Origin of the sequence: Nostoc sp., from assembly GCF_036917975.1 — a bacterium.
Lineage (GTDB): Bacteria > Cyanobacteriota > Cyanobacteriia > Cyanobacteriales > Nostocaceae > Nostoc.
The window spans coordinates 172,998-190,009 of the sequence record NZ_JBALEJ010000024.1 but is presented as its reverse complement, the minus strand read 5'-3'; the positions used below and the strand labels follow the sequence as shown (position 1 = coordinate 190,009).

General features: G+C 41.6%; 16 protein-coding genes and 1 pseudogene. 13 read left to right on the top strand and 4 right to left on the bottom strand.

What is annotated here, in order from left to right; translation table 11 throughout:
* Nucleotides 1-217 precede the first annotated feature (217 nt).
* The 9 genes and pseudogenes from V7K76_RS09350 to V7K76_RS09310 all read left to right on the top strand — a co-directional run bounded on the left by V7K76_RS09350 (nt 218) and on the right by V7K76_RS09310 (nt 10,875).
* Nucleotides 218-538: a hypothetical protein gene (locus V7K76_RS09350; RefSeq protein ID WP_334776382.1), complete on the top strand. Its 321-nt coding sequence runs from the start codon at nt 218-220 to the stop codon at nt 536-538.
* A gap of 444 nt (nt 539-982) precedes the next feature.
* Complete coding sequence (locus V7K76_RS09345) at nt 983-3,322, top strand: two-partner secretion domain-containing protein (protein ID WP_334776381.1); 2,340 nt, start codon at nt 983-985, stop codon at nt 3,320-3,322.
* Nucleotides 3,323-3,851: 529 nt separating this feature from the next.
* Nucleotides 3,852-4,211 (top strand): Mo-dependent nitrogenase C-terminal domain-containing protein, encoded by a 360-nt coding sequence (locus tag V7K76_RS09340; protein WP_334776380.1) that lies wholly within the window; start codon nt 3,852-3,854, stop codon nt 4,209-4,211.
* Between the two features lie 22 nt (nt 4,212-4,233).
* Nucleotides 4,234-4,495: pseudogene (locus tag V7K76_RS09335) on the top strand (cupin domain-containing protein); the annotation flags it as partial.
* 634 nt (nt 4,496-5,129) lie between these two features.
* Entirely contained in the window at nt 5,130-6,329 is a 1,200-nt protein-coding gene (locus V7K76_RS09330) for an ABC exporter membrane fusion protein (protein WP_334776379.1), read from the top strand.
* A gap of 135 nt (nt 6,330-6,464) precedes the next feature.
* Nucleotides 6,465-7,637: an ABC transporter permease DevC gene (gene devC / locus V7K76_RS09325; protein WP_334776378.1), complete on the top strand. Its 1,173-nt coding sequence runs from the start codon at nt 6,465-6,467 to the stop codon at nt 7,635-7,637.
* A 72-nt stretch (nt 7,638-7,709) separates the two neighbouring features.
* Complete coding sequence (locus tag V7K76_RS09320; protein WP_334776377.1) at nt 7,710-8,402, top strand: DevA family ABC transporter ATP-binding protein; 693 nt, start codon at nt 7,710-7,712, stop codon at nt 8,400-8,402.
* A gap of 872 nt (nt 8,403-9,274) precedes the next feature.
* Entirely contained in the window at nt 9,275-10,210 is a 936-nt protein-coding gene (locus V7K76_RS09315; protein ID WP_334776376.1) for a M23 family metallopeptidase, read from the top strand.
* A 125-nt stretch (nt 10,211-10,335) separates the two neighbouring features.
* A complete protein-coding gene (locus V7K76_RS09310; protein WP_118167844.1) occupies nt 10,336-10,875 on the top strand; it encodes a late competence development ComFB family protein in 540 nt (179 codons plus the stop codon).
* A 189-nt stretch (nt 10,876-11,064) separates the two neighbouring features.
* Here the strand turns inward: V7K76_RS09310 and V7K76_RS09305 are convergent, their stop codons facing one another.
* On the bottom strand, nt 11,065-11,685 hold the full coding sequence (locus V7K76_RS09305) for a L,D-transpeptidase (RefSeq protein ID WP_334776680.1): 621 nt from the start codon (nt 11,683-11,685) through the stop codon (nt 11,065-11,067).
* Nucleotides 11,686-12,375: 690 nt separating this feature from the next.
* Here V7K76_RS09305 and V7K76_RS09300 point away from each other — a divergent pair.
* The 3 genes from V7K76_RS09300 to V7K76_RS09290 all read left to right on the top strand — a co-directional run bounded on the left by V7K76_RS09300 (nt 12,376) and on the right by V7K76_RS09290 (nt 14,594).
* On the top strand, nt 12,376-12,528 hold the full coding sequence (locus V7K76_RS09300; protein ID WP_334776375.1) for a hypothetical protein: 153 nt from the start codon (nt 12,376-12,378) through the stop codon (nt 12,526-12,528).
* 637 nt (nt 12,529-13,165) lie between these two features.
* Nucleotides 13,166-13,822, top strand: a complete 657-nt coding sequence (locus tag V7K76_RS09295; RefSeq protein WP_099101330.1) for a sigma-70 family RNA polymerase sigma factor — start codon at nt 13,166-13,168, stop codon at nt 13,820-13,822.
* Nucleotides 13,823-13,979: 157 nt separating this feature from the next.
* Nucleotides 13,980-14,594, top strand: a complete 615-nt coding sequence (locus V7K76_RS09290; protein WP_334776374.1) for an anti-sigma factor family protein — start codon at nt 13,980-13,982, stop codon at nt 14,592-14,594.
* 9 nt (nt 14,595-14,603) lie between these two features.
* Here the strand turns inward: V7K76_RS09290 and V7K76_RS09285 are convergent, their stop codons facing one another.
* Both V7K76_RS09285 and V7K76_RS09280 read right to left on the bottom strand, forming a co-directional pair.
* On the bottom strand, nt 14,604-15,059 hold the full coding sequence (locus V7K76_RS09285; RefSeq protein WP_334776373.1) for a gamma-glutamylcyclotransferase family protein: 456 nt from the start codon (nt 15,057-15,059) through the stop codon (nt 14,604-14,606).
* 109 nt (nt 15,060-15,168) lie between these two features.
* Nucleotides 15,169-15,366 carry a hypothetical protein gene (locus V7K76_RS09280; protein WP_334776372.1) on the bottom strand — a complete coding sequence of 66 codons (198 nt, stop codon included), beginning with the start codon at nt 15,364-15,366 and terminating at the stop codon, nt 15,169-15,171.
* 128 nt (nt 15,367-15,494) lie between these two features.
* Between V7K76_RS09280 and V7K76_RS09275 the strand changes: the two genes are divergently transcribed.
* A complete protein-coding gene (locus tag V7K76_RS09275) occupies nt 15,495-15,872 on the top strand; it encodes a hypothetical protein (RefSeq protein ID WP_334776371.1) in 378 nt (125 codons plus the stop codon).
* Between the two features lie 401 nt (nt 15,873-16,273).
* Here V7K76_RS09275 and V7K76_RS09270 read toward each other — a convergent pair whose 3' ends face one another.
* Nucleotides 16,274-16,942, bottom strand: a complete 669-nt coding sequence (locus V7K76_RS09270; protein ID WP_334776370.1) for a DUF2996 domain-containing protein — start codon at nt 16,940-16,942, stop codon at nt 16,274-16,276.
* Nucleotides 16,943-17,012 lie beyond the last annotated feature (70 nt).

Here is a 17,012-nt window from a genome sequence, read left to right as displayed (position 1 = left end):
TGAAGTTTTGTAACTAAATCCGTAATTATTACTAGCCAAGCTGATTTCATAATTACGAGAGTTCGCAAGAGCGTTAGAAACCTAATGTTCTCGTGCCACTCTAGACTCTGTATAGTTGATTCCTTTATTGCCAAACTGTACTAATGGAAGTCAGTTGAAATTAGTACATCACAAGATACGTTCACACATTTACCAGTCTACAAGGAAAGTAAAATTCATGGAACCTCAAACTTCACAACAAGCAGTTATTGATCCTCAAAAATTACAGCAGTTACAAGACGAAATTCAGCAGGAATTGCATGAGATTCTGAAGAATAGTAAATTCAGTCAGATACTCAAAGATTACGGTATATCAACACAAGAAGTTCTGCAATTTCAGTACACACTCGATTTAACTAAACTCCAATCTAGTGATGCTGGTGGAGACGAGCAAGTTCAGAAATCTTTACTAACAATTCCAGGTAAACCAATCAGAGTATCAAATTGCACTTGTTGGTCAAATGATATAAACGACTTTGTTACCTGTCCCTGCCATTAATCTTTATAAGTTTTGTCAACTTAATATTAAACTAAACATATCTAAATGAATTAGCAATCTTCTCAGTAATTAAGTTGACAATCTTGCTACTAATGAGTAAACTTATTGGCATTTAAGTTAGAATTATTGCTTTTGATCATAGTTTTTTTAGAGACACAATCTGATTGTGTCTCTATGTTATATGATTATAAATAAGAATCTTGTCATATTTAGTAAATAAAAAAACGTATATTAACAAGTTTAACATTGTGGCTTTTTGAGATAGATATAGTTAGTTCATTGAATAGAACTACAGCGTCAATATAGCGGTGTGCAGTTCAGTGAGATACAAAAACTTTGCTGAAATGATTTGACAGCAAGGACTTTGGTGTTCTCATCCAATCGATAACCGCTATATTATACATTTAGCAAATGTTACTTTTTTAGAGGAGCTTATTATTAATTATGAGTATTCTGTGTGGCAGGTTTAAAGGGTTAGGAATTTTAATAAGTGGGGCAATAGCTTTCTCTGGAACTTCTGCTATTGCCCAAATCACCCAGGATAGCACTCTACCTAATAACTCTCAAGTTACAACACAGGGCAATATCACAAATATTGAAGGTGGAACTAGATTAGGAAACAACTTATTCCACAGTTTTAAAGAGTTTTCTGTACTCAATGGGACTACGGCTGAGTTTAAAAATACAGAGGGTATTCAGAATATTATTAGTCGGGTAACAGGTAATTCAATTTCTAATATTGATGGCATCCTTAAAGTTAATAGCCCAGCTAACCTGTTTTTAATTAATCCCAATGGGATTATTTTTGGTACTCATGCTTCTTTAAACATTGGTGGTTCATTTATTGCAAGTACAGCGAGTAGTCTGAATTTTCCCGATGGTACAAAGTTTAGTGCCACAAATCCCCAAGCCACACCCTTGCTGACAGTAAGTGTTCCCATTGGTTTGCAATTCGGAGCAACTGCGGCTCCCATCCGCAATCAATCTCAAGCAGCCAGTCCAGATGGCATAACAACGAATGACTTCAAGCAACCTGTTGGTCTACAAGTACGGCAAGGCAAAACCTTGGCCCTTGTAGGTGGTGACATAACTCTAGAGGGCGGAAATTTAACAGCACCATCGGGACAAATTGAGCTAGGAAGTGTTGCTAGTAATAGTCTAGTTAGTTTGAAACCGATAGACCAAGGCTGGAGTTTTGTATATGAAGGCGTCCAAAATTTCCAGAATATTCAACTAATCCAGCGAACTGCTGACGGTCAAGAATTTCCATCTCAGGTAGATGCTAGTGGTGAGGGTGGTGGTAATATCTACGTACAGGGCAACTTCATTAAACTAACTGGTCAGGGTGTACGTTTGATAAGTCAGACTACAGGTAGCAGAAACGGCGAAGACTTAACAATTAATGCTAGAAAATTAATTGTTCAGGATGGTGCAAGAGTAGCTACTTCTACTAGAAGCAGCGGTGCAGCAGGAAATTTGATAGTGAATGCCTCGGAATCCGTGGATCTAATTGGTAGTACCTTGCCAAATACTATTACTGGGTTTATTAGTATAAGCGCTGGTGCAGGAAAGGCGGGTGACATTACCATCAACACTAGGAGATTGCTTATTAAAGATGGGGCAGAAATAACGGCAGAGTCTAGTGGAGTGGTAGATAACTCACAAGTGATTCCATCTGAAGGAAAAGGAGGGAACATAACTATTAATGCCTTGGATTCAGTAGAGATAGCCGGAACCTCAGTGACAGATGACGCCAGTGGTTTGTTTGCTTCGACTCTAAGTTATGGAAATGCAGGAAAAGTGAACATCACCACAGGGCAATTGATTGTCCGCGATGGAGCTGAAATAAATGTGAGCGTTCAAGTTCCAGATACTCCAATTTCTACAGGAGATGCAAGTAATCCAGGTACACCAGGCGCACTCAATGTAACCGCTAACTCTATACTTATGGATCAAGGGACACTCGCTTCTGATAGTGAGTCAGGTAAGGGCGGTAACATTACGCTACAGGTGCGGGACTTATTATTGATGCGCCACGACAGCCAAATATCCACTAATGCTGGGGGTGATAAAACTGGCGGTAATATCACCATCTATGCACCAAATGGCTTCCTTGTGGCCACTCCCTTTGGAAATAACGATATCACCGCCAACGCCAACTTTGGCTCTGGTGGTAAAATCACAATCACTGCTAATAACATATTTGGTTTCGTGCCACGCACCCGTACAGACCTAGAGAGGCTGTTAAACCCTAAAGATCCACTAGACCCAAGTAGGTTGCCAACAAGTGATATCACTGCATTCTCTCAGGAAAACCCTTCATTAAATGGTACTGTACAAATCAACTCACCAGATGCCGACCCCAGTAAAGGATTGGTAGAATTGCCCGTAAATCTAGTTGATGTTTCGCAGCAAATTGTTGCTAGTTGTAATTCTAGTGGAAGAATAAGAAGGAGTTCATTTATTACTACTGGGCGTGGAGGACTAGTAGCCGATCCCACAGAGCCATTGATCGCTGATGATGCCGTGCTGGCAGATTGGATCACACTCTCCCCAGAAGTTCAGAATCGTGCTGAAGCTATTCACAAAAGAGTAGTTGCTCAGGCGCAGCGAAATACAGAAGAAAAATCACAGAAAGTGAATTCTGTCAATGAACCTACTCAAATTGTAGAAGCCCAAGGGTGGATTATAGATGCGAATGGGAACGTAGTTCTGGTTTCTCAAGTACCCACAGCAATGCCTCATAACTCTTCACTCACCGCTACATCTTGTGCTGCTCCATAGAACTGGAGTTTGGATTAGTTTAGACTTATCAAACGATTTATAGCTACTTATTAGATAATATCTAGGTTGGCTGGTGTAGTATATCAGACAAAAATATAGATATTCAATGCCATAAAATCGAGAGATATTAAAGGTTAATCCTACCGAAGTGTATATGGGGTAAGAATAAAACTATATTTGTCTGCCATAAATTACATCTCTAGATACTAGGCAGTTTCAAAACCAGGCATTTATCTTTAATATATAAGATTGCTATCTTACAGATTAGAAATCCATAAGTTAAAGAAATGCCATTTTTATATTTTCTTTGTTATTTTGTATTTAACGGGACAGTTCTTCATGATTTGGTGGGTTTAAATAACAATTAGTTAAACAATTTCCCCTCCAAAAGATGCATGTAAATTGTTTGCATTGTGCTTACTTTGCTTCTGAATCTACAAGCACAATGTAAATTGTCCAGAGAGATTACATGGTAATATTTTGAATCGGCAAATAGTTCATCTATACAAGGAAAACCTTGCCTAAAGCTATGCTTAAAACAAATAATCGGCGTATTTTTTTGACTGCTTTTATTAAACCTCTAGAAGAAAATAATCAAACAGTTAGTAAAAAGCATTTTACTCAACCTAAATTAGATTTACTACAACCATTACGTCAGTGGCTGGATCAAATTCAGATTCAGAATCGGAAATTAGCCAAATTTATTGCTAAACTAATCCCTGCTCAGTGTCCATTCGAGCGTGATATCATGCTTTTTGGTCGCAAAATAGGACACATTCCACCAATGTGCAAACTAAACCCACTTTATAACGAACTTGTTTACTTGCGTTTTCGGGCTTTGTGTTATCTAGTAGATCAGTGTGGAGAGGATATTCAATCCTACTGTTGAACATAACTAGAGAAAACACGATATGGAAATTAAAATTGAGCATCAACCTAAGACTTGAATATCTCAATGAATTGGGTGTATTTAAATGGGAAATTTGGAAAAAGGAAGTTTCCAAATTTCCTTGGACTTATGATTCTCAAGAAACTTGCTACTTTTTGGAAGGTGACGTAGTTGTTACTCCTGATGGTGGACACCCAGTGCAAATGGGTAAAGGTGATTTAGTTATTTTTCCCGTTGGTATGTCCTGCACATGGGAAATTACAATGGACGTGAAAAAACATTATAAGAAGAATTCAGAACTCAGGAGCGGAGCCGGAGACATTTCCGTTGCTCCGGTCAGAATTCAGTATGAATTCTGTACGACTGGGTAATGAATATTGGTTTAAAACCGTACAACTCTTAGAGAAGCTACCGCGTAGCAAGATCCCCGTAGGGGTACGTCCCACTACGCGCTTTCGCCCCTTGTGGGCAAAACTAGTATTAAATTAAATTTTTTCACTCATTTAAAACTCTATCCCTTCCCTACGGGACGCTGCGCGTAGCTTGCTTCCCTGTAAGGGTACATGGGTAGAGAATTCACCAATTCTGAATTCTGACTCCTTTTTACTTAATTTGATTATGATTGTTGGCGCTGTTACAACCCGGAATTTTAAAACCGTTTAATATACCTGAGTACTTTCATAAAACAAAAGTAGTTTGCTAAAAATATAAACCTCATAATTTGGTAGAGATATTTGTTGTTATCCGAGCCAGCTAAATCACTTTATCTAAGTAAAATCTCAACAATTTCCAAATTATTTTATGGACTTAGAAGTGATAAATCAACAATAACTGACTTAAGAAGTAGGAATTAGCAAACAAGTACGGAGAAAAGCCTAATCTGTTCTTTTTTCTGCGCCACTAGTTAAGAGGTAATCTATGGTGCGAAACTCAAAGCTAGGGTACAGAACGTTCCCTAAGTCTATTCTGCGTCCATCCGTTGCTATAGGTGTAACTATATCTTTATTGGTTGGCGGAATAAGTTTTTATATAGTAAAACGCTGGCAAAATTATGCAAATCCAGAGGCACAAATACCAGCAACACAATTGCCACAGTTAACAACGGTAACGGCTTTAGGGCGACTCGAACCACAGGGAAAGGTAATTAAACTCTCGGCTGCGGTATCTGCTGAAGGAAGTCGGGTAGAAAAGTTGTTGGTGAAGGAGGGAGATAGGGTAAAGGCGGGACAAATAATTGCAATTTTGAACAGCCGCGATCGCCTCCAAGCAGCTTTAAAAGAGGCGCAGGAACAGGTAAAAGTAGCCCAGGCAAACCTGAACCGAACCCAAGCAGGTGCTAAACGCGGTGAAATTAACGCCCAAAAAGCTGCGATCGCTCGTCTACAAGCCCAACGCCAAGGTGATACTAATGCCCAAGCCGCGACAATTGAGCGATTTCAAGCCGAAGTGCGTAACGCCCAAGCAGAAGACGAACGTTATCAGCAACTATATCAACAAGGCGCAATTTCTGGTTCTCAACGGGATAGTAAGCGTTTAAACTTGGAAACCGCCCAAAAAAGCTTGCAAGAAGCCCAAGCAGAGTTAAATCGTACCCAATCAACTAGCCAACAACAGGTCAAAGAAGCTACAGCAACACTTGACGAAATCGCTGAAGTACGGGGAGTGGATGTAGAAGTTGCCCAAGCAGAAATTAATCGTGCCGTAGCAGCCATGAATCTGGCAAAAGTCAATCTTGAACAGGCAGAAGTGCGATCGCCCCAAAATGGACAGGTATTTGAGATCCATACCCATCCTGGAGAATTAGTCTCAAATGATGGCATTGCAGATATCGGACAAACTAACCAGATGTATGTCATCGCCGAAGTCTACGAAAGTGATATCGGCAAAGTACATTCAGGGCAGCAAGTGCGAATAATTGGTGATTTTCTGCCGATTGAATTACAGGGAATCGTAGATCGCAAAGGCTTACAAGTGCGACGGCAGAATGTCATTAACACAGATCCCGTCAGCAATATCGATAACAGAGTAGTAGAAGTCCATATCCGACTAGATGAAGCCTCCAGCCGCAAAGCTGCCACCTTAACCAATATGCAGGTTAAGGCAGTAATTGAATTGTGAAAAGGGGATTGGGGACTGGGTACTGGGTACTGGGTACTGAGAGTGGGAGATTCTGAAGTCGATGAACAAGTCCCCAGTTCCTAATCCCTAATCCCCAGTCCCTAATCCCTAATCCCTAATCCCCAGTCCCTAATTATGAGATTGATCAAACAACTGCGACGGCGAACCCCTTTAGGATGGCTGCAACTGAATCATGAAAAAAGCCGTCTTTTTGTAGCATTATCAGGCATTGCTTTTGCGGATCTTCTCATGTTCATGCAGCTAGGCTTTCAAACTGCGTTGTATGACAGTAACACCAGACTGCATCGCAGTTTGCAAGCAGACATTGTTTTAACCAGTCCCCAAGCCCGTAACTTGCCAAGCTTGTCTACATTTTCTCGTCGGCGACTTTACCAAGCAATGGATATACCAGGGGTGAAGTCAGCAGAACCAATGTATTTCAACAACACAATCTGGAAGAATCCCCAAACGCATCGAGAGACGGGGGTGTTAGTTATCGGTTTTAACCCAGATAAGCCAGCTTTTGATTTACCCGATGTTAACCAGCAATTGCAAGCAATCAAATTACCCGATACCGTCTTGTTTGATCGTGGTGCAAGAGGAGATTATCAAAAAGCGATCGCTCAAATTGAACAAGGTAAAACCCTGACTACCGAAATAGAACGGCGTACCATTACCATTAGTGGTTTATTTCAAGTCGGGGCTTCCTTTGGTTCTGATGGCAACCTGATTACCAGCGATCAAAACTTTTTACGGCTATTTTCTGGGCGACAGTCCAACAGTGTCAGTCTAGGTTTGATTGTTCTTAAACCAGGCTATGATCCGAAAAAAGTGGCAGCAATGCTCAAAGCCTACCTCAGAAATGATGTCAAAGTATTAACCCACGCCGAATTTATTGAATTTGAAAATAATTTCTGGAGAACAAATTCCCCAATTGGATTTATTTTCAGCCTGGGTGTATCGATGGGGTTTGTGGTAGGCGTGATTATTGTCTATCAAGTCCTCTCCACCGATGTTAATGCCCACGTTCGGGAATACGCCACCTTTAAAGCAATGGGATATCGCAATTATTACCTGCTAGGTGTAGTGCTTGAAGAATCGTTAATCTTAGCAGCACTGGGCTTCTTCCCCGGATTGGGAGTGTCTTTAGCACTTTACCAATTGACTCGCACTGCCACAAATTTGCCCATGTACATGACTGCGATTCGGGCATTGCAGGTATTAGTGCTGACCATAATTATGTGTACCATTTCTGGTGCGATCGCCACCCGCAAACTCCAAGCCACCGACCCGGCTGATATGTTCTAAAAATGGGCATGGGGGATTGGGCATAGGGATAATCAACAATCTAAAATCCAAAATCCAAAATCCAAAATTGTTATGCTTCCCGTCATCTCCATCCAGAATCTCGACCACCACTTTGGTCATGGCCCACTCCGTAAGCAAGTTTTATCTAATATCAATTTAGAGATTAACGCCAGTGAAATTATTATCATGACCGGGCCCTCTGGTTCGGGAAAGACTACCTTACTGACATTAGTGGGTGGCTTGCGTTCTACTCAATCTGGTAGTTTGCGGGTTTTGGGACGAGAACTTTATGGTGCGAGTGCTGAACAACTAGTACAGGCGCGACGGCGTAACGGTTATATTTTCCAAGCACATAACCTGCATGGTAGTTTAACGGCACTCCAAAACGTCAAAATGGCTTTGGAATTACATAAACATCTTGGGTCAAAAAAGATACTAAGTAAGTCAGCCCAGATGTTAGAGCAGGTAGGATTAGGAAATCATTTGCATTACTATCCTGATAAACTATCTGGGGGACAAAAACAACGAGTAGCGATCGCTCGTGCTTTAGTCAGTCATCCTCAAATAATTCTCGCAGATGAACCCACCGCCGCCCTTGACAGTCAATCGGGACGAGATGTAGTTAATCTCATGCAAAAACTGGCAAAAGAACAAGGCTGTACTATCTTAATGGTTACTCATGATAACCGCATCCTAGACATTGCCGATCGCATTGTTGATATGGAAGATGGCAAACTCAAGTCAAAAGTAACACTATCAACCTAAAGTTGATTAGCGTATTCCATCATTCAGAGTCAACCAATTTTAGATTTTGGATTTTAGATTTACTGCACCCACTCTTGGGTTACAGCTTGATAGCGCAGCGTTAGTGAGTCCGCGAGCGTCAGATTTTAGATTTGTTCCGCCCACAAGGGACGGGGCTTGTACCGAAAGAATAATCCAAAATCCAAAATCCAAAATTCGCAGGGTCGATTTATAAAGTAAATCTTAAATGTGGGATGGCAGACTATATTTGTGCATTAAAATTATGGTTTTTTTGGCGTTAAAGCGCTACTAAGAGCAAATATTAATATATTTACATTCTTTAAACTAGTTTAACCGAGTACCGTGGGTTTAAATCCCCGCCACAAAACTTAATTACGAATTACGTTAGCGTAGCGGTAGCGAGGAACGAGCGTCATTACGAATTACGAATTATTTAATTTATCCTCGTCAATTTACTTAGTTTAAGTAATTTCCCCATACCGATTTCAACTGAACAATGTAATATTAGTGTCCAGTCGAAAAAGTGTCCAGTTGATTCCAAGATTTTCTTCAAGTATTATTTATGTAATGACTGTAACCACAACGGGTTTCCTTTGTTGCTTAACAAGTGACACATATACCAAGCTACGAGAGCATTTTTGCCATAAATCTAGTTAAATTTTATGCTCATTCTCAATGTCATACACCTTGGTTATTAGAGTTAAGACCAATTCACTAAAATTACAGATAAAATGATTTGCCCTTGTAATCCATAAATATCTAGAGAATTCCAAAAATTTATGGTTGTCAACAATATCGGCTTCAAGCAGGAAACACTGGCGATTATAAGCTAGTCTATTTTCCAACACAAGCAAGGGATTTTTTGTAGTTCTATGATTATTGAGAATAGCGGTAGTAGTTCAAACAAAAAGTTGCTCGGTTTTGATGTCAAAATTTTGACAGCTAATCGTCGTGTAATAAATGTGTTCAAGGCAATATTTGCTGTTCTCCCGATCGCTTTGGCATTGCCTGTAGATGCCTTACAAGTAAAGGTGACTCCAACTAATCCGAAATTAGGGGATACACTATCAGTGGAGATTAATCTAGATAATCCAGAAAATGGTACAAACCCAACAGTAGCTAGTGGCAAGAATACATACCCAGCCTTTGAAATTGCACCCAATCAGTATCGGGCTTTTGTTCCGACAACTCCATTAGAAACAGCTGGAAATAGAACACTTCGGATTGCGGGAGATGGTCAAGTCCAAAACTTGGCAGTGAATGTGCTTAATCGCAAATTCCCCGTACAACGCATTACTTTGCCACCTGGCAAAGCCGGAGTGGATGCTACAGAATATGAACTGAAGCGCGTGGCAGCTTTTAAAGCGCTACAAACACCAGAAAAGTATTGGAATGGAGTATTCCTAAAGCCAAACGCAGGGCGAATGAGTACAAACTATGGTGTACGTCGCTACTATAATGGTACATTTGCAAAGGACTACTATCACCGTGGTCTTGACTACGCTGGTGCTGCCGGCTCACCAGTAATTGCCCCAGCTGCTGGGCGAGTTGCTTTGGTAGGTAAGGTATCCCAAGGGTTTCGGATACACGGTAATGTAGTTGGCATTGACCACGGTCAAGGAGTAACCAGTATTTTCATGCACCTAAGTCGTATTAACGTTAAAGAAGGTGATTTTGTGAAAGCTGGTCAACTAATCGGTGCAGTCGGTTCAACGGGTGCTGCTACAGGGCCACATCTACACTGGGGTTTGTATGTCAACGGACAATCTGTTGATCCAACACCTTGGCGAACTAAAGTCGTTAACTAGTAGAGGCGGAATTAATCGCGTCTGTGCATAATTTGTATATTTTTTGCTGATAATTAATTAAGCAAAACAAATTGAATTGATACCGTCCCTACCAAGCTTTGCTAACATAAATGATGATAAGCATTATGAGCATCGAAAAAATTGTAGAACAAGCTCTCCAGGATGGTTATTTGACACCAGCAATGGAAGCAGAAGTCGGTAGAATCTGTGACAACGCCTCTGAACTCTCAATTGAAGAGTATATGGCGCTGGATCGGCTGATGGGTGCGCTATTGACTGGTGAGGTAGTGGCGGTACCTCGCAAACAATTTATTAACGTTATGGAAGAATTGGTGCTAACGGAAGCGATCGCACGAGTCGCAGAAATTGAAGCCACCAGCGAAAGTTCTCTAGATGTCGGGGATATTGCTGCTTACGCTCTCAATCGGCTACCACCTTTGTATGCTACTACAGAAGAAGGTGCTAGCTTCCAGCGTCAAACCGCTCAGGCACAACTCCAAGACTTAATTTCTCAGCAAGTAAGCGAGGCAATTAACCGTTATCTCGATCGACCCAATTTCTTCCCAGAACGGCAAGCCTTGGGTAAAAACACTGGCAATGAGGTTGTACGCCAAGTTAGTGCTTTACTACAAACTTATGCACCTAACTTTGAACAAAAATTATAATTTTAAGAGTCATTAGTCATTAGTCATTTGTTTTAGATAAAGGACAAAGGACTAATGACAATACGGTTCGGTTAAGGTTTTGTGATGAAAATTCTAGATCACAAAGACGCGATAAATCGCCGTCTCTACAAGGAACTGATTATTGTAGAGACGGCGATTTATCGCATCTCTTGCCTTAACCTTAATTTATTAATCACGTACTACGACTGTTGTCCCTATAGTTACTTGCTCATACAACAATCGGACATCAGAATTACGCATTCTTAAACAACCGTGGGATACAGCAGTTCCTACCAGGTCAATATCTGGCGTACCATGAAAGCCAATTTCATTCCGTCCATCTGACCAAAAACCAATCCATCTGTCTCCCAAGGGACTATCCGTACCAGCTTGAAATACTTTGCCCGTAATTGGGTGACGCCAGATTGGATAGTGCCGCATGTGGATCACCTGAAAAGAACCTGTAGGTGTTTCCCAACCTTTCTTACCAACAGCAATGGGGTAGCTGGCTATCACCTCATCCCCTACATATACATAAGTGCGGCGATCGCTTAAATCAACCACCACTTGCGTCTTAGTATTTGCCAACCGATTAGATGGTACTTGTTCGGCTGAAGCCTGAGACCATAGACCTTTTGGCCAGCTATCCGCAACTGGATTTTGTCTTTCTACTTGCGCCACTAGCCGCGCCTGAGTTGGTAGTTCAGTTGCTTTAGCGACATTATTCTTAATAATTTTGGTCTGAGTTTGAGGCTTAATATTAGGAGATTTGAGTGTAGAAACCCCCTGAACTACATTCTTTTTAATTATTTTTGACTTAGTTTGAGACTTAATAGCAGAAGACTTGAGTGTAGAACCCCTACGAGTAGTTGCTTTCGCTACATTCTTTTTAATTATTTTTGATTTAGTTTGAGGCTTAATAGCAGAGGACTTTGGTGTAAACATCCTCTGGGCAGTTGAGCCTTGGGTAGCTTCATCATCTGGCACAGATGCACCCAACGCAATTTCCCCTAAACTAACCTGGGAAAGATTTTTATAGACTCCCTCTGGCCGGCTTCCCTTAAGATTGGTTTGGATAGAATCTCGCCGCATCGAAGTAGATGCAGACTTTTCAGACTGCCGTTCCGCCGTAGTAATGCGCCAATGGACAGCTAAGGATAAAAATGCTGTACCAAAACAAAGCAGCATTACCATACGCCCTACAGATTCGTTTCTTACCATTGCCATCGCCTATTGTTTATCCCTGACATATTCAGCCGAGTAATTAGGTGAGTTCATCATCCGAACATCAAAAATTTATCAAAACTTATCATTTCTGCTATAAATCTGCCAACACCTCTGGGCACACTAAGACTATGCGAATTGTCCGAGCAGCAAAACTCTAGGTGAGCAACCTCATTCCTCAGAAGTTCTGGGGGTTGTAAGCCTTTAATAGGACTTTCGGGTAGAACTTTTGAAATGTAGCAATCAATCATTAATGGTGTAGGTGAAAGAAAAACCATGTTTGAAAAACTATTGCTAGCAGCCACAATTACATTTTCCCTCAATTTCTTTTTTCAAGTTCGCGTACCAGAGCAACATAACTCTAGTACTGCCTACGGGCTACAACCAGAACAATCAGTAAGTATTCTGGTAACAAAATCAAAAAATTAAATCATCATCCTAGCAACTACAGCAACCCAACTTCCAGAAATTATCACCTGAATTTTAAAAGTATCAAGAAGCTATAATTACAAAATTTTATCTTTATCCTTATAACCAGATTTAATTATTTTTATCAAGCGTATATACCCAGTTGCTAAAAGTGTCAAAGTGTGCATGCGATTACATTTTTGTTAGCAAAAACTGCCGCAACCAAAGGGAACAAGGGTTTAAGTTGAGCTAATCTCCAAATCTCTGCCACCGTTCTCCTGCAAGACGCTCGATAGCGCAGCATTAGCGTTAGCGGAGCGGTAGCAAGGTAGGAGCGTCTGACTCCCTATCGGTACGCTATCAGTGTATATCTGTCGCAAGAGCAACTTCCCCCCCTTCAAAGTGCTGAGTGCTGAGTAAAAATCCCAGTCCCTAGAACATTTTCATGTAAGGCTTTTGAAACTCGTTTCATCAGGACTGCCCCCTGCCAGGGCAACAATGAGAGCAGTATAAGCAAAAAGCGACTCTGCTTATCGCTATAAATGTATCCAAAATTGTATGCTTCAGTGTTCCAGTAATAAATCCGTCACCTGAGCATGGAACTTCTACCCCATTAGCAGGTCTAATAGAAAGGGATGATTTAGAGCCAGTACGATCTATGAGTCAATCGATTACTGTATCCTGGTCAACGGTTGATGCAAAGTATCCAGAAGCATCAGTGCAAGTTGACAAACTCCCTAACCACGATTTAATTTTGCGCTGTCAAGCCGGACTGCGACCAGATCGTGCTGCCTTTGCAGAACTACTACGCCGCTATCAAAGTCAAGTTGATCGAGTTCTATACCACCTGGCTCCAGATTGGGCTGACAGAGCCGATTTGGCTCAAGAAGTTTGGATTCGAGTATATCGGAATATTAACCGATTACAAGAGCCTGCTAAATTTCGGGGCTGGTTAAGCCGCATTGCCACCAACTTGTTTTACGACGAGTTACGGAAACGCAAGCGGGTGATGAGTCCTTTGTCACTGGATGCTCCCCGTTCGTTAGAGGATGGCGAGATGGATTGGGAAATCGCTGGCGATACTCCCGGCCCTGAGGAAGAACTGACAACTAGAGAATTTTACGAGCAATTGCGGGAAGCGATCGCGGATTTACCGGAAGTTTTTCGTACTACCATCGTCCTGAGAGAAATCGAAGGCATGGCTTATGAAGAAATTGCCGAAATCACTGGAGTTTCTTTAGGAACTGTGAAGTCAAGAATAGCCAGAGCTAGATCGAGATTGCAAGCTCACTTGCAGAATTATCTAGACTCCTAATTTACAGGATCTTGCCTCTGCCCAATGGCAGAATTTAAGCATAGATTAAGAATTACCATAAAGACGTAGATCGCTTCTGCCTTTAGGATGAAAATTGGCTAATTTTCCCCAAATTCCCGCCCAGTTTACCTGTGTATGAATTGGTAATAATGTTAAGATGACTACTGATTCTCAGTTTTACGACCGTTCTCCTTTGCAACTTCCTCAAAATTTGTCAGATGGAATGGCCAATCATACCAATGAATCAACGGGTCTTATGGATATGGTGAAGCGCGATCGCTTCGAGTTATTGAGTGCTTATCTTGATGGTGAAGTCACAGCCACCGAACGCAAGCAAGTAGAAGAATGGCTGGCAAATGATGCCTCAGTTCAATGCTTGTATGCCCGACTGTTAAAACTGCGCCAAGGCTTGCGGACGCTCCCAGTGCCCACAGCCCAACAATCACCAGAAGTAACAGTTCAGCAAGTATTGACACGTTTGCACCGCCGCTCCCGTCTAAACTGGATGGTGGGAGGAGCTGCCGTTGCTGCTTGTGCGATCGGCGTTGTATCTGGCTTCGTCGGTGGTGGTTCGAGAGTGCCGCAACTGGCACAACGACCAGAAACAGAACCGATACAAACCTCCTCAGCGTCTATAGTTCCCCCTTCGCCACTGATGGTGGGGCTAAATAACCCGGTAATTGAAATTCCGAAAGCAGCAGTAGCCTCACCGGAAAATTCAATTCATCAGGTACAGCCGCAACGCCACGACCCCAAACAAGACATCAATTAATCGCAAAGTTTACAGTTCATAACTGTACTCTAGGGTTAAACCGCAGCCGCTCCACCAGCCGTCAGGTTGGAGTAAGCCTCTTAATTGCTCAACTTGCTCTAGAGTCATTAAATAAACCCAAGCCCAACTATAAGAGCGCGACTGTGGCTCATAAACCTCGATAATTTGCCGATTGTAGAGGTTTTCTGGCGTTTGTCTATGGGGCTGGTAATCTTCCAGCACATCTAACTCATTCAAAATCTTTGGGTTGGAAAAAGAAAGTAAATATCCGTAAACTTTGCTATCACCTAACGTCATCGCTGGGTAGTCCATTGGGAGAGCAAACAATTGTCCTTTTACAAAAGCTTTTTTTACATCTACTACCTTGCCAGCACAGTATTTTTTATAGTTAGCTTCACCTGGTTTGAGTGTTCCGTAAACAAAAACCTGCACCAAATCAGAAAATTTTATATTTGATTCAACCATCGCCTATTTTTACCATCTGAATCGACAGCAATAAAAACCTATCATAGTGAATACCTCTAGATATGAATTCTAGAGGTATTTTTATTTACTCAGATTAATAGTTAAGCAATTAAGTACTACTCTTGCCCTTATTCCTGTCTAGCTTCTCTTGAATAGCTTCTCTACAAAATTCAGGAGGGTTCTCTTGTTGCTGCACTTCCTCTTTCATTGTCTTAGTCATACGTATATTCATTTTCTCGGTCAGTGGCTCCTCTCTGTCAGTAGTAAATTTTTTTAAATTTTCTGGAGTTCCTTTAGGATTAGCCATTGTTGAGAAATATAAATATAGCTTGATCTACGTGGAAGCGAGTAAATAAAATTTTAAATCGGTGGTGTTGTCATCCTTGGAAATGGTTCACCACCGATACCACTTTTACAAATGGATAATTCTATTTTATGTTCACACGTGCAGAACTCGAAATCAAAACCACTGCTGAGTTGAGAGACTTGTGTAGACGTTACGGATTAAAGCCTACTGGGAATGGAGGGTACAAGACTAGTTGGATTGTTACTTTAATGGCATTCCCACAGATAGCACTCACTCAACTAAGGCAGGGAAGAGGCTTAAAGTCACCAGGCTTCAGCGTTATTCAATTCCTTGAAGGGGTGGTAGATGAGATGAATTCACCCACTGATGAGCAAGCAGCGCTAATTAAGCTGACGATGGAGAGCAAAGCTATGAGCTATCCTGACAGATACGACCAAGAGAATTTGCTTAACTTGCACAAGGCTAAGATGCACCTTGAAATGGCGATCGGACTGCTAACCCAGTAAATCAATTTAGAACCACAACACATTTAGTCCCCATTATCCTAAGCTGAGGGACTTTTTTATGTTCCATATACCTAAAGTTGTTGGACTATTAGTCTAAGAGCTTTAGGTATATAAGATAGATAGAAATAGAGGGTGGAAAGAAATAGTAAATTAATCTTGTAAATTAATTTAGAAAATTACTAGACAAATAATTCCCTCAACTATAGACGTAGGTTGGATGGAGCGGAGCGCAACCCAACATATATCAGGATCTTGGGTTATGCAAAGCTTCCACCCAGCCTACAATTTTTTTTACAACACTCAAAGTGCTGAGTTCTGAGTAGCAAGTAGGACATCTCACTTCTTGACTCAGGACTGGCTCAAAGCCCCGCTAGTACTAACGGAACTGTTTTGCCCCATGACTAATTTATACCTAACCACTTTTGACCATCTAAGCGCTGAACTAAGCCAAAGACCAACAAATCGAGGGTAATTCTGCGCTCATCGATTAAGAATGACTCAAGAGTGCTAGGTTTTTTGCCTTCATTACAGGAAAATCCCTTTTTTCCTTGAATATCTTCTTCGGGGAAATACAGATTAAACTGACGCCGACCAGTTTCCGACCAACTGCCGATAATTTGCCAGCATTCTTCGGCGGATTCAAAGCCAGTGATAGGCACTTTCTGCTTGGCGAAAGACACCTGTAAATCTTGCACACCTTTTTGAGCGATCGCTTTTTGTAAAGCTGGCAAGTAGTCTTGCTCAATGAACTGTACAAATGGCTTATCTTCAACAGATGGGGCTTTTTCCTTTTTGGCGGCTTTAGCGGCGGCTGGTTTTTCTTCCGTTGCGTCGGCGGCGGGTTTTTCGCCTACTGCGGCTTTAGCTGCGGCTACGGGTTTTTCTCGCTTGGGTGGTACAGCAGCTGGTTTAGCAGCATTAGGATTATCTTCGGGGTTTGCGGCTTTAGGATCTGGGGTGTTGGCAGTAGGAAGGTCTGTGGCTTCGGGTGAGTCTGTAGTAGGAACTTGCTTGTCAGCAGTGTTGGGAGCTACTTCTCCCGCTTGATTGTGATTGGTTTCGTCTGCCATTGCTCAGGTCAATCCTTTAATCTAGCTTTGGGAGCGATCGCTCACCTTGATGTATCGGGTATTTTTATTT

Bases quoted from the DNA above. Each gene is read 5' to 3' on its own strand.
- V7K76_RS09350 (WP_334776382.1), top strand. From the start codon at position 218: ATGGAACCTCAAACTTCACAACAAGCAGTTATTGATCCTCAAAAATTA.
- V7K76_RS09345 (WP_334776381.1), top strand. From the start codon at position 983: ATGAGTATTCTGTGTGGCAGGTTTAAAGGGTTAGGAATTTTAATAAGT.
- V7K76_RS09340 (WP_334776380.1), top strand. From the start codon at position 3,852: ATGCTTAAAACAAATAATCGGCGTATTTTTTTGACTGCTTTTATTAAA.
- V7K76_RS09330 (WP_334776379.1), top strand. From the start codon at position 5,130: ATGGTGCGAAACTCAAAGCTAGGGTACAGAACGTTCCCTAAGTCTATT.
- devC (WP_334776378.1), top strand. From the start codon at position 6,465: ATGAGATTGATCAAACAACTGCGACGGCGAACCCCTTTAGGATGGCTG.
- V7K76_RS09320 (WP_334776377.1), top strand. From the start codon at position 7,710: ATGCTTCCCGTCATCTCCATCCAGAATCTCGACCACCACTTTGGTCAT.
- V7K76_RS09315 (WP_334776376.1), top strand. From the start codon at position 9,275: ATGATTATTGAGAATAGCGGTAGTAGTTCAAACAAAAAGTTGCTCGGT.
- V7K76_RS09310 (WP_118167844.1), top strand. From the start codon at position 10,336: ATGAGCATCGAAAAAATTGTAGAACAAGCTCTCCAGGATGGTTATTTG.
- V7K76_RS09300 (WP_334776375.1), top strand. From the start codon at position 12,376: ATGTTTGAAAAACTATTGCTAGCAGCCACAATTACATTTTCCCTCAAT.
- V7K76_RS09295 (WP_099101330.1), top strand. From the start codon at position 13,166: ATGAGTCAATCGATTACTGTATCCTGGTCAACGGTTGATGCAAAGTAT.
- V7K76_RS09290 (WP_334776374.1), top strand. From the start codon at position 13,980: ATGACTACTGATTCTCAGTTTTACGACCGTTCTCCTTTGCAACTTCCT.
- V7K76_RS09285 (WP_334776373.1), bottom strand. From the start codon at position 15,059: ATGGTTGAATCAAATATAAAATTTTCTGATTTGGTGCAGGTTTTTGTT.
- V7K76_RS09280 (WP_334776372.1), bottom strand. From the start codon at position 15,366: ATGGCTAATCCTAAAGGAACTCCAGAAAATTTAAAAAAATTTACTACT.
- V7K76_RS09275 (WP_334776371.1), top strand. From the start codon at position 15,495: ATGTTCACACGTGCAGAACTCGAAATCAAAACCACTGCTGAGTTGAGA.
- V7K76_RS09270 (WP_334776370.1), bottom strand. From the start codon at position 16,942: ATGGCAGACGAAACCAATCACAATCAAGCGGGAGAAGTAGCTCCCAAC.